General features: G+C 68.2%; 16 protein-coding genes. 9 read left to right on the forward strand and 7 right to left on the reverse strand.

The genetic code is table 11. The annotated features are described in order from the left end of the window. Positions 1-2: 2 nt before the first annotated feature. The 3 genes from tusD to dsrA form a co-directional block, all read right to left on the reverse strand. Positions 3-362, reverse strand: a complete 360-nt coding sequence (tusD, locus tag AC0N04_RS12640) for a sulfurtransferase complex subunit TusD (protein ID WP_474282149.1) — start codon at positions 360-362, stop codon at positions 3-5. A 27-nt stretch (positions 363-389) separates the two neighbouring features. Beyond that, positions 390-1,463, reverse strand: a complete 1,074-nt coding sequence (dsrB, locus tag AC0N04_RS12645; protein WP_474282151.1) for a dissimilatory-type sulfite reductase subunit beta — start codon at positions 1,461-1,463, stop codon at positions 390-392. An 88-nt stretch (positions 1,464-1,551) separates the two neighbouring features. Beyond that, on the reverse strand, positions 1,552-2,847 hold the full coding sequence (gene dsrA / locus AC0N04_RS12650) for a dissimilatory-type sulfite reductase subunit alpha (protein ID WP_474282153.1): 1,296 nt from the start codon (positions 2,845-2,847) through the stop codon (positions 1,552-1,554). A 247-nt stretch (positions 2,848-3,094) separates the two neighbouring features. Between dsrA and AC0N04_RS12655 the strand changes: the two genes are divergently transcribed. The 9 genes from AC0N04_RS12655 (at position 3,095) to AC0N04_RS12695 (ending at position 8,551) form a co-directional block, all read left to right on the forward strand. Further along, positions 3,095-3,343, forward strand: coding sequence for a DUF6967 family protein (locus tag AC0N04_RS12655; RefSeq protein WP_474282155.1), 249 nt, complete (start codon positions 3,095-3,097; stop codon positions 3,341-3,343). Next, positions 3,340-3,969 (forward strand): type I-MYXAN CRISPR-associated protein Cas6/Cmx6, encoded by a 630-nt coding sequence (cas6, locus tag AC0N04_RS12660; protein WP_474282157.1) that lies wholly within the window; start codon positions 3,340-3,342, stop codon positions 3,967-3,969. Before AC0N04_RS12655 ends, cas6 begins: the two co-directional genes overlap by 4 nt. A 70-nt stretch (positions 3,970-4,039) precedes the next feature. Next, positions 4,040-4,369, forward strand: a complete 330-nt coding sequence (locus tag AC0N04_RS12665) for a TusE/DsrC/DsvC family sulfur relay protein (RefSeq protein ID WP_474282159.1) — start codon at positions 4,040-4,042, stop codon at positions 4,367-4,369. A 25-nt stretch (positions 4,370-4,394) separates the two neighbouring features. Next, on the forward strand, positions 4,395-5,012 hold the full coding sequence (locus AC0N04_RS12670) for a hypothetical protein (protein WP_474282161.1): 618 nt from the start codon (positions 4,395-4,397) through the stop codon (positions 5,010-5,012). A 5-nt stretch (positions 5,013-5,017) separates the two neighbouring features. Further along, the gene (locus tag AC0N04_RS12675; RefSeq protein WP_474282163.1) at positions 5,018-5,947 is read left to right on the forward strand and encodes a TauD/TfdA family dioxygenase; all 930 of its coding nucleotides are present in this window, start codon (positions 5,018-5,020) and stop codon (positions 5,945-5,947) included. Then, positions 5,947-7,407 carry a 2Fe-2S iron-sulfur cluster-binding protein gene (locus tag AC0N04_RS12680; RefSeq protein WP_474282165.1) on the forward strand — a complete coding sequence of 487 codons (1,461 nt, stop codon included), beginning with the start codon at positions 5,947-5,949 and terminating at the stop codon, positions 7,405-7,407. Before AC0N04_RS12675 ends, AC0N04_RS12680 begins: the two co-directional genes overlap by 1 nt. A 29-nt stretch (positions 7,408-7,436) precedes the next feature. Next, entirely contained in the window at positions 7,437-7,853 is a 417-nt protein-coding gene (locus tag AC0N04_RS12685; RefSeq protein ID WP_474282167.1) for a S24 family peptidase, read from the forward strand. An 8-nt stretch (positions 7,854-7,861) separates the two neighbouring features. Continuing rightward, positions 7,862-8,080 carry a hypothetical protein gene (locus tag AC0N04_RS12690; RefSeq protein ID WP_474282169.1) on the forward strand — a complete coding sequence of 73 codons (219 nt, stop codon included), beginning with the start codon at positions 7,862-7,864 and terminating at the stop codon, positions 8,078-8,080. Between the two features lie 12 nt (positions 8,081-8,092). After that, positions 8,093-8,551, forward strand: coding sequence for a hypothetical protein (locus AC0N04_RS12695; RefSeq protein ID WP_474282171.1), 459 nt, complete (start codon positions 8,093-8,095; stop codon positions 8,549-8,551). A gap of 2 nt (positions 8,552-8,553) precedes the next feature. Here AC0N04_RS12695 and AC0N04_RS12700 read toward each other — a convergent pair whose 3' ends face one another. From AC0N04_RS12700 to AC0N04_RS12715, 4 genes are all read right to left on the reverse strand, one after another. Then, complete coding sequence (locus AC0N04_RS12700) at positions 8,554-9,675, reverse strand: YeeE/YedE family protein (RefSeq protein WP_474282173.1); 1,122 nt, start codon at positions 9,673-9,675, stop codon at positions 8,554-8,556. Positions 9,676-9,708: 33 nt separating this feature from the next. Further along, the gene (locus tag AC0N04_RS12705) at positions 9,709-10,581 is read right to left on the reverse strand and encodes a hypothetical protein (RefSeq protein WP_474282175.1); all 873 of its coding nucleotides are present in this window, start codon (positions 10,579-10,581) and stop codon (positions 9,709-9,711) included. A gap of 160 nt (positions 10,582-10,741) precedes the next feature. Then, complete coding sequence (gene dsrE2, locus AC0N04_RS12710) at positions 10,742-11,209, reverse strand: sulfur carrier protein DsrE2 (protein ID WP_474282177.1); 468 nt, start codon at positions 11,207-11,209, stop codon at positions 10,742-10,744. Positions 11,210-11,275: 66 nt separating this feature from the next. Next, positions 11,276-11,503: a sulfurtransferase TusA family protein gene (locus tag AC0N04_RS12715; RefSeq protein WP_474282179.1), complete on the reverse strand. Its 228-nt coding sequence runs from the start codon at positions 11,501-11,503 to the stop codon at positions 11,276-11,278. Positions 11,504-11,644 lie beyond the last annotated feature (141 nt).

Genomic DNA, 11,644 nt, shown 5'->3' on the forward strand with positions numbered 1-11,644 from the left:
GGTCAGTCTCCGAAAACGACGACGCGGTCGGCCTTGATGCCGCTGTCGACCAGCTGGCCCAGGCCCGAGATGCGAAAGCCGGGGGCCAGCACCTCGTCCTTGATGCCGCGACGCAGCGCGGCGGCCACGCACACCACCAGGTCCACCTTGTGCTGCTCGGCCAGCGCCGACCAGCGGTTGACGATGTGGCGGTCGTCCTGCGGCGGCTCGGTCAGGCGGGTCGCGTTGAGGACGCCATCGTGATAGAAGAAGATCCGGTGGATCTCGTGACCCTTGGCCAGCGCCGCGACGGCGAACTGGTAGGCCGTGTCAGGCGCCTGGTGGGTGTAGGGCCCCTCGCTGACGAGCAATCCAAATTTCATGACGTCAAGGTTCCGGTCAGAAGCGGGTCAGAAGCGGATGTGGGTCGAGGCGTTCAGATTGGCGCGCGAACCCCGCCAGTCGTCGATCAGGTACTTCGTGAACGGGAGGTCGCACTTCTCGAAAAAGCGCGGCCAGCCGATGCGCTCGATCCAGTCGGACAGCCGCTCCCACGAGCGGGCATCGTTCTTGTAGACGTGCAGGATCCGCTTGACGATTTCCGACACCTCGGGCCAGCGCGGCGGATTGTTCGGCAGGCCCGACGCCACCATCTTCATGAAGGTGGGCTTGCCCCGCGCGTTGGAGTTCTTGCCACCGACCCAGATCGCCAGCTTGGAGTGCTCCGGGTCGTTGATCTGCATCGGCGGGCACGGCGGGTAGCAGGCGCCGCAGCAGATGCATTTCTTCTCGTCGACCTCCAGCGTCGGCTTGCCGTTGACCAGCGCCGGGCGGATCGCAGCCACCGGGCAGCGGGCCACCACCGCGGGGCGTTCGCAGACATTGGCCACCAGGTCATGGTTGATCTTCGGCGGCTTGGTGTGCTGCACGATGATCGCGATGTCGGCCTGGCCACCGCAGTTGATCTCGCAGCAGCTGGTGGACAGGTGCACCCGGTTGGGCATGTCCTCGCGGATGAACTCCTCGTGCAGCTCGTCCATCAAGGCCTTGACGGCGCCCGAGGCATCGGTGCCCGGGATGTCGCAGTGCAGCCAGCCCTGGGTGTGGGCGATCATTGACACCGAGTTGCCGGTGCCGCCGACCGGGAAGCCGTTGCTCTGCAGCGCCTCGATCAGCGGCGCCACCTTGTTCGGGTCGCTGACCATGAACTCGATGTTCGAGCGGATCGTGAAGCGCACATGCCCCTCGGCGTAGGTGTCGGCGATGTCGCAGAGCTTTCGGATCGTGTAGACGTCCATCTGCCGTTGCGTGCCGGCGCGCACGCTCCACACCTCGTCACCGCTGTGCGAGACATGGTGCAGCACGCCGGGCCGGGGCCGGTCGTGGTATTTCCAGTTGCCGTAGTTCTTCAGCAGCGTGGGGTGCAGGAACTGCTTGTTGTCCGGCACGCCGCTCTCGATGGGCGCTCGCATTGCTGTGGCCATGAGGTGTCTCGTCTGCAGGGAGGGAAGGGGCGCCGGCGGCTCCGGAGCCGCCGACGGATGCGTGGTGCGGGGCGCTCGGCCGGATCGGTCAGGCCGCAGCCTTCTTGGCCTGGATTCGGGCGACCTCGTCGTCCCAGCCGTCGGTGCGCACGTACGGGTTGGTGCGCGGCGTGGAGACCATGTTGGGGTCGATCTCCAGCTCGATGCCTTCGAGGAAGTTGACCAGGCCGATGCGCTCGATCATTTCGCCGGTGCGCTCATGCTCCAGCGCGTTCTCGGCGAAGAAGTCGATGATCTTCTGGCCGAGTTCGACCAGGGCCTCGTAGTCTTCCTCGGTCTTCAGCGGCATGAACGGCACCACGACCGTGCCCATCAGGTCGCCGATCTTCAGCGTGCGCTTGCCGCCGACCAGGATGGTGGCGCCGGTGTCGGTGCCCTTGGCCAGCGCGCCGGTCATCACGTTGATGCAGTGCATGCAGCGCACGCAGTTGCTGTTGTCGATCTCCAGCGCGTGGCTGTCGCTGACCTTGACGCTGGTGATGTGCGGCCCGGTGGCGACGTCCTTGACCTCCTTGAGCAGGATGGTCTTGGTGGGGCAGCGCGAGATGACGTCGTTGACCAGCTCGTTCATGCCGTGCTTGTCGAACCACTTGCGCGCCAGCGCCTCGTCGCTGCGCATGTTGTCGCGCCAGGTGCCGATCACCGCCATGTCGGAGCGCTGGATCGAGTTCATGCAGTCGTTCGGGCAGCCCGAGAACTTGAACTTGAACTTGTAGGGCAGCGCCGGGCGGTGGATGTCGTCCAGGAAGGTGTTGATCACCTGCCGGTGCGCCTTGCCTTCGTCGTAGCAACTCTGTTCGCAGCGCGCGGCGCCGACGCAGCTCATCGAGGTGCGGACCGCGGGCCCGGCGCCGCCAAGGTCGAAGCCGAGTTCGTTGAGCTCGTCGAACGCGCCCTGCACGTCGGCGGTCTTGGCACCCTGGAACATGATGTCGCCCGACTGCCCGTGGAAGGCGATCAGGCCCGAGCCGTGCTTTTCCCAGATGTCGCACATCTTGCGCAGCACGTCGGTGTTGTAGTGCATGCCGGCCGGCGGCTGGACGCGCAGCGTGTGGAACTCCGCGGCATCCTTGAACAGCGGCTGGCCCTGCTCGTCCTTAAGTTCGGTGAAGCGCGGGATCACGCCGCCGCCATAGCCGACCACGCCCACCGTGCCGCCCTTCCAATAGCCTTTGCGGGTGCGGTAGCTGGTTTCGAGCTGGCCGAGCAGGTCGACCATGTAGTCCTTGTCCTTCGCCAGGCGCTTGAGCCCGGTGACGAAACTGGGCCAGGGCCCCGATTCGAGCTCGTCGAGCATCGGTGTGTCGTGCATCTTCTTGGCCATGGCCTGTCTCCTGTGTGCGTGACGGACGGCGGCGCGATCGACCTGCCGAGCAATCTCGTTCCCCCGACTCGTGCGGTCGATTGGGTTGAGACGGATGCTAGGGTGGGGGCCGACCCCGCGCTATCACTCTCGTTGGGTATCCAGCCGCCGCCCCTTCCGGGTGGGAGGAACCTACCCAGAAGGGGTATGCGCGCGCCACCCGTGCCGGGTATGGACGCCTGCGGGTGGACTTGGGCTCAATCGCCGGATGCCGGTCATCACCCCATTGGACAAGTTGCGCGTGCCGCTCGGAGGGCAGGAGATCGAACTTCAGCAGGTCGATTTCGAAGGCGGCGGCATGAGCCTGCTGCGCACGCGCATCCGCGAGCGCAGCCGTTTCACGATCTTCGACATCGATCCGGCCACCGCCGCCGCCTGGGGCGAGGCCTTGCTTCGGTGGGCCGCGGCCCAGCCCCGCGGCAACGGACTGCCCGCGGCCGAGGAGATCGAGCGATGAGCAGCGACGCGATCGCGCCGGAGGCACCGGTCGACATGGTCGATCTGGCGTTCCCGGTCAGTGCGTCTCGGCTGCCGCCCGGATACCGTCTGGCCCTGGGCCGCGCTTTGGTGAGTCGCCTGCCCTGGCTGTGCAGCCCGGCGGGTGGCGGTGTCCACCCGCTCAAGACGGTGGCGAGCCCCACCGGCGAAGCCTTGCTGCCTCACCGCGCCCGGCTGTTGCTGCGCCTGCCGCGGGCCCAGACCGCCGAGGCGACCGCCTTGGCGGGCCGCCCGCTGGGGCCGGACTGCGGCGATGCGCGCCTGGGTGACCCGGTGCTGCGCGAGTTGACGCCGCACACCACGCTGTACGCCCACTTCGTCGACGCCGAGGGCGACGACGAAGTCTCGTTCGTGGCACGCTGCCTGCAGCAGTTGCAGGCGCTGGCGGTGCGGGCCGAGCCGATCTGCGGCCGGGTCCAGCGCATCGCCGGGCCACAGGGCGATTTGACGGGCTACAGCCTGATGCTGCACGGTCTTTCGAGGACCGATTCGCTGCGCATGCAGGCCGACGGACTGGGGCCCTGGCGATGGCTCGGTTGCGGCCTGTTCGTGCCGCACAAATCCGCGGCCGCCGTCGGCGGCTGACGGGCGACGGCGCGGCCCGGCGCGAACCCGAGATTCGAGGTGTTGACAACGACGAAAGGAGACAGCGGCAATGGGTTACATGGTCAATGGCAATGAGGTCGAGACCGACGATCTGGGGTATGTGCTGGAACCCGACTTCAGCGACGAGATCGTCGCTGTGATCGCCGAAGCCGAGGGCTTGACGCTGAGCGATCCGCATTGGCAGGTCATCAACTACATGCGCGATCAGTACCGCGAGCAGGGGCACACGCCCAACTTCCGCAACATGCTCAAGGGCGTGGCCGAGTTCTGGCCCGGCGTGGACAGCAAGGCCTTGTACGACCTGTTTCCGGTCGGACCGGCCAAACAGGCGGCCAAGGTCGCCGGCCTGCCCCAGCCGCTGGGCAAGGGCGGGTACTGATGTCCGGTTCCGATCGGGGATGCGCATGGCGCTGAGGCTCAAGACCGAGTGGTTCAGGGCCGAATCGCCGCGCAGCGCGGCCGATCGTGCCAGCGCGATGGCGGCGGTGGTCTGGCGCCTGGCTCAGGAGATGCTGAAGCGCATGCGCAAGGCCGATTTCGACATCGACGTCGGACCGCGCTACTTCGACTTCCTGCGCGAGGCGGCGGTGTTCCTGGCGCTCGTGGCCGATCGGATGGCGCATGCGCGGCTGGATGCCGACCAGCGCGGTGAATTCGTCGCGGCGATGGTGCTGCGTCTGGCCGACCTCTTCGACGAGAGCGCGCAGGAGTGGCTGGGGCCGGCCATCGGCGGCCCCCTGACCTGGCGCGAAACCTTGATCGACGCCTTCAACGAGCAGGCGCCGTGTTATGGCGAATTCAGCTTCGACCCGGAGGGCGACGGCACCGACTTCGGTTTCGTCCGCTACTTCGGCAGCCGCCTCGAGCCGCTGCTGCCCGAGAAGGATCGGCGCTGGGCGATCGAGCAGGTGATGAGCGCCGAGGCGCCGGACGCCGTGATCTTGCTTCGGCAGGCGATGACCGGTGTGTTCTCGACCACGCCGCGGCGCGAGCGTCGCGTCGCCGCCACCCGCGGGGAGTGAGCGCCATGACCTTGACCGACATGCCTCTTGCCGATCCGGTTCAGCGTGGCTTCGGCGGCCCTTTCGACCTGGACGACACGGCGGCCTATCGGCACTGGCGCGCAGCCAAGCTTGCGTGCCGGCCGCGCACGGCGTCCGACCTGGTCGTCGACGTCGCCGATCCGCAGGCCCTCACGACGGCCGAACGCGCCGCGCTGCTCGATCGTTGCGGGCGCGCCAACATGGCGATCTACCGCAGCCCGGTGACCGAGGCCGACCCCGGCCTGCCGCTGGCGCTGGCCGCGACCCTGGGGTTGCGGCGGCTGGACGCACACTGGCTGGCCGACGAGGACGGCGTTGCCAGCATCGAGGTGTCGACCCGGCGCGACGAACGCGGCGGCTTCATTCCGTACACCGACCGGGCGATCCGCTGGCACACCGACGGCTACTACCAGCCATCGCAACGCAGCATCCGGTCGATGCTGCTGCACTGCGTCCGGCCCGCCGTCTCGGGCGGCGCGAATGCCTTGCTCGACCACGAACTGGCCTACATCGCGCTGCGCGATGCCGATCCGCGCCACGTCGAGGCGCTGATGGCACCGGATGCGATGACCATCCCCGAGCGAACCGATGACGAGGGCGTCGCCCGCGCAGCCCAATCCGGCCCGGTGTTCTCGGTCGATCCCTTCGGCGGCTCGCTGCACCTGCGCTACACCGCCCGCACCCGCAGCATCGAATGGAAGCCCGACAGTGCGACCCGGGCCGCCGTCAAGGCGCTGGAGACCCTGCTGGCGGGAGACTCGCCCGACATCCTGCGCGTGCAGTTGCAGGCCGGCATGGGGCTGGTGTGCCACAACGTGCTTCATGACCGCGAGGCCTTCGTCGACGATCCCGCCCGTCCGCGCCTGCTGTACCGCGCGCGCTTCCTGGACCGGCTGGACCTGGCGGAGGCCTGATGGCGCACTGGGTCACCGTCTGGCGGGCCGCCCAGTTGGTCGGGGTGGCCCGCGGCGTGCTGCAGCAACAGGTGCGCGCCGGCGTGCTGCCGCTGGCCGATGGCATGGTCTCGACCGATGCGTTGCTGACCTTGTATCCGCAAGTCCAGCTCGAAGACAGCGGCATGCTGGAGCGGACCGCGGCGATCCGCAACGATGCCTTCGCGCGGCGGGTGCGTGAGCGGACCTTGCCCAGCCAGGAAGTGCTGGCCCAGCGCCTGTTTCTGCAGAGCACCGAGCTGGCCGATGTGCGCCGCCACCTGCAGCGTTACCACGCGTTGGTGATCTCGCTGCGCGACCGGCTGCGGCAGCGGGCTGGCGACCCGGAGTGCGCCCGGATGGCGCGTGAACTCGACCAGGGCCTCGCCGAGGCCCTGGCCACTGACACCGTGGACGTGCTGGATGCGATGGACGACATGCTCAAGGTGATGTCGGCACAGGTCACGCTGCGCCCGAGCGGCCACGAATTCAGCGTACAGGGCCACGACACCCTGCTGCAGGCGGGGCTGAAGGCCGGTCTGAAGCTGAACTACGGCTGTGGCAATGGCAGCTGCGGCATGTGCAAGGTCCGCGTGATCTCGGGCCAGGTCTGCAAGACCCAGCCGTTCGACTACGTGCTGACCGAAGCCGAGAAATTGCAGGGCTACACGCTGCTGTGCGCCCACACGGCGGCCAGCAGCGAGCTGACGCTGGAGACCCTGGAGGCCCGCGGTCCGCAGGACATCGCACCGCAGGAGATCGTGACCCAGGTACGCGCCGTCTCGTCGCTGGCGGAACACACCCGCCTGTTGCACCTGCAGACGCCGCGGACCCACCGCCTGCGCTTCCTGGCGGGGCAGGCGGTCACGCTCGGCCGCGCGGGCGCCACGGGCGACGTGCAAGCCACGCTGCCGATCGCCAGTTGCCCTTGCGACGACCGCAACCTGCACTTCCTCGTGGCGCGCGACGAGGACGATCCCTTTGCCCGCTGGGTGTTTGGTGGCAGCGCGCGGGCCGGGGACGCGGTCTCGGTGCGCGGGCCGCTGGGCGATTTCGTGCTGTGCGAGAGTGCCCGGCCGTTGGTCTTCGCCGCCTGCGACACCGGTTTCGCGCCGGTGAAAAGTCTGATCGAACACGCGCTGGCGCTGGACGCCGCACCGGCGATCTCGCTGTACTGGCTTGCCACCCGATCCGACGGCCACTTCATGGCCAACCAGTGCCGGGCCTGGTCCGAGGCGCTGGACAGTTTCGAGTACGCCCCCAGCACCTATGGCGACATGGCCGAGGGCGTGCGCCAGATGGCCAGCGCCTTGCGAGCCGATCTGTTCGACATCGACTGCGACTTCTACCTCGCCGGGCCGGAGACCTTCGTGCTGCCGCTGGACGGGCTGCTGGCGGCAGCCGGCGTGCCTGCGGCGCAACGCCACACGCTGGTGCTCTGACCCTGGACGACCCTTGCCGGAATCCGACGATGAAGCCTGACCCCAGTGAATCTCCTCTGCCACCAGCGGGCGGCCGCTGCGGCGGTGCCGACTGCGGCTGCGCCTCCGGCGCCACGGCCGCCGCAGCGGCCGAAGACGGTGCCTGCAGCGGCGCCGAGTCGTTTGCGCTGCAGGTACTGGGCGACAGCATGGCGCCCGAATTCGTCGAGGGCGACATCATCATCATCGAACCCGATGGCGCCCTGCGCGACGGCTCGTTCGTGCTGGCCTGGGCGCGCGAGGAGTGGATCTTCCGGCAGTTGCGCGGCAGCGAAGGCGCATGGCGCCTCGCCGCGTTGAACCCGGCCTATGCCGAGCAGCCGCTGGCGTCGCTCGAGGCGGTGCGCGGCGTGATCATCCAGAAGGCCAAGCCCGGGCGGCGGCGGGCCTCGAAGTTCTATGTCTAGGAGCTGTCTTGCCGTACTACGTTTATCGCGTCCTGCCGTTCGCGCAACTGCACAAGCTGGCCGAGTTCCCGGTCTTTCGGGAGGCGTCGGCGCACGCCAAGGCCTTGCGCACGGCCGTGCCCGACGGCTCGGGCGGACAGGTCAAGGTGATGTTCGCGGATAACGAAGTCGATGCCGAGAACCTGCTGTGCCAGATCCGCGATCCGGGTCCGGCCGGCGACGACTGAGCCAGCCGTCCGATGACCGCCGACCCGGACAAGCCTGGCGAGGCGCCCGCGTGCTGCGCGCCTGCCGCGGCCTGCGTGTTCGAGAAGGCCCTGCTCGCCAGGACGGCCTCCTGCGAACTGGGTTGCCGGCGCGGCTACGGCGAGCGCGAGGTGATCTTCTGCAACTCGCCGGTGGCGCAGACCAACTGTCGCCTGCTGTTGGCCTTGTTCCGCGAGCGGGCCACTTTCGTGCTGAAGCTGCCGCGCGGCGCGGCGCCCGTGATCCACGCCAAGGCCCTCCAGCTTCAGTGCGGCGGGTTGGAGGGTTTGCGACAGGTCTTGCTCGAAGGGGGCGCCCCCTGTGATGGCGACGTGCACCGCATGGCGGCCCAGGCGCACGCGACCTGGGGCAGCTTCACCGAGCTGCCCTGGCCGACCATCGTGCAGATGATCGGCCAGTGGGTGTCGCGCCGCCGCCGGCTGCCGCGCTGATCTCAGGCCTCGCGCTCGGCCTGCCAGATCAGGGCCTTGAGGGTGATCACCGCGCCGCCCACGATGCCGATGACGGCCAGCAGCGATCCGATCGACATCGTCGACAGCCCGGTCAGGCCCTGGCCGACCGTGCAGCCCAGGGCGGTGACGCCGCCGAAACCCATCAGCACGGCCCCCAGCAGCTGAGCCCGCAGGTCGCTCAACGAGGCGAAGCCCTCCCAGCGGAAGGTGCCGCTGGCCAGCGAGGCGGCCAGCGAGCCCAGGACCACGCCGCACACCGTCGCGATGCCGAAGGTGACCGACAGCGAGGTGTCGGTCCAGCGCTGCAGCAGTTCCAGGCCGTAGGCCAGCGGCCCGACGAAGCTCATCGACTCGATGGTGTGCGAATTCGTCCCCTGGTAGCCCACTTCCAGCGTGTCCGGGTTCTCGGCGTAGCCCAGGTGACCGCTGACATACCAGCCGCCGATGATCAGGGCCCCCAGCACCACGCCGCCCAGCACCTGGGCACGGTTGGCGCGGAAGCGCCGGTCGCTGAAGATCCACGCCAGCATCGCCAGCACGACGACCGTGGCACAACCGGCCAGCGCTGCCGGGGCCGACAGCCCGGAGGCCTTGGCGAGCAGGGTCGGCAAGGCCAGGTCCTTGAGGCCGTAGAGGGACACGTCGATCGCCACCGGGTCCAGGTAGCTCGCGCGCCACTGCGCGAACAGGCCTTTCATCGACATCCCCGCGGACACGGCCAGCACCAGCAGCACCACCAGCGAGCGCAGGCTGCCGCCGCCCAGGCGCACCAGGTTCTTGTTGGCGCAGCCGCCCGCCAACGTCATGCCGACGCCGAAGAATAGGCCCCCCACCAGCAGCGAGAGCCAGCTCATCTTCGGCCGCAGCGTGACCGCCTGGCCGACGTCGATCAGGCCCAGGTAGCCCAGCGCGGCGGTGCCGGCGATGGCCACGGCGATGGCCAGCGCCCACATGCGCAGCCGACCCCAGTGGCCCATGTTGACCACGTCGGACAGCGCGCCCATGGTGCAGAACTGCGTGCGCTGGGCAATGGCACCGAAGACGACGGCCAGGCCAAAGCCGCCCCAGGCGACGGTCTGGGCCGCGGAGGAGGGGTTGAACATCGGGTTCTCCTGCTGTGGGGTCGCGACGGGGCGTCAGTTGGCGCCGGGTGCACCGCCGGCGACTTGCGTGAGCATCGATTGGATCCTGCCCGGCGCATTGACGATACCCATGAAGGTCCCCATTCCCAAAGACGGCCAGCCCAGGGCAATGCGGTAGCGGGCGTAGAGCGCCTGGACCTTGCCGTCGACGACATAGATCTCGTAGGGCAGGCCGGCGATCTGGTCGGCGCCGATCTTGTTGACCCACCAGCCTTCGCCGTCGGAGGGGTCGTTCATCGCCACGCCGAACACCGCGATATGGCGATCGGGCAGCACCACTTCGTAGACCTTGGCGGTGTTGGCGACGCCCTTGGCCAGGTTGTCGCGCACCGTGCGCACGGCGTCGTCGAAGCTGCCGAAAGTGCGCAACTCGTTGCGGCCGGAGTCGAAGCGCTCCATGCCCATCATGTAGTGGTAATCGGGCAGAGCATCGGCCTTGACGTCGCCGCCGAAGCCCTTGCCATGACCCAGTGCGCGCGCGAGGCGATCGCTCAGCGCGGGGACCTGGGCACCGATCACCTCAGGCTGACGGCGCACCAGCGCCCGCAGCCAATAGTCCGGGTTCTCGTACGTCACGGTGCCGTCGGATTTCACGCCCACGCGCAGCGGCGCTGCCACCACCGAGGCGCCCCGCACCGAGGCCAGAAAGGCGGGATCGGTGACGATGACGGTGCCGCGGTCGGCCACGCCCTTGGGCAGGTGGCGTCCGATGGGCGTGAATCCCTCGGCACTCAGCTTGTGCTCGACCTGGCTCATCTCGGTGGCGAGATCGGCCGGTGCGAGGCGGTCGCCCATCAGATACGGTTCGACGGCGCCGACGCGCCACGCAACCACCATCAACATCAGGCCGATCGACCAGGTTTTCATGCATTCTCCTCGGAGCCGCGCAGGCGATCGCCGGCGGCAATGGATATCAGTGGGATGCGCGTGGGGACGCTGCACGAGGGGCGTCGGTGAGACGTCCAGCGCAGCGGCCCGGCTGCCGGCCCTTCATCGCCGGCAGCGCGCGCCAGGGGGCGGCGGCGGGTCAGATGAACAGGCAGACGTCGGTCTCGCCAGCGAACTTCATGAAGGTCGCCGCGCCGCCGTATTCGATGCCTTCGATGAACTCGCTGGTATTGAACTCGAACAGGTCGACGGTCATCTGGCAGGCGATGAATTTCACGTCGGCCTCCTGGCACAGGTCACGCAACTCTTTCAGCGAGGCCACGCCCTTGGACTTCATCTTGGCCTTCATCATGGAGGTCGCCATCGCCTCCATGCCGGGGAGGACGGAGACGATCACCGGCATCGGCACCGGCATCGGCATGGCCGGATTGGCCAGCGGGCTGATGTGGATGCCGTCGAGGTCCTTGCGCAGCAGCTGCAGGCCGTAGAAGGTGAAGAAGATCTGTACGTCCCAACCCAGCGCCGCCGCCGTGGAGGCCAGGATCAGCGGGGGGTACGCCATGTCCAGCGTGCCCTTGGTGGCGATGATCGCCATCTTTTTCGTCATAGGTGCTCCGGTCGCCTTGCGATGTTCATGGCGGCACCGTGGCGGTGCCGCCAACCCTGGGCCCGATCAGGCCTTGCGCAGGAAGAAAACGTACTTGCCGGCGTCGGAACCCGATTCGAGCAAGGTGTTGCCGGTCTGCTCGGCGAAAGCGGCCATGTCGCAGACCGAGCCCGGATCGGTCGCGACCACGCGCAGCACCTGACCCGACGCCATGTCGGCCAGCGATTTCTTGGTTTTGACGATGGGCAGCGGACAAGCCAGGCCCGAGGCGTCAAATTCCTTGTCGAAGTTCATGTCATGTCTCCATTCGGGCCGCTCGCTGCGGCCACTGTGATCTCGAACCGCGCAGTCAGGCGCGCACTCCTCCACGGGTCCAGGCCCGCGAATCCCCGTCTGCAGCGTGGTCTATTACCGGCCATCGCACCAGAGGCGTCT

The organism is Ideonella sp. sgz306126 (assembly GCF_056032705.1).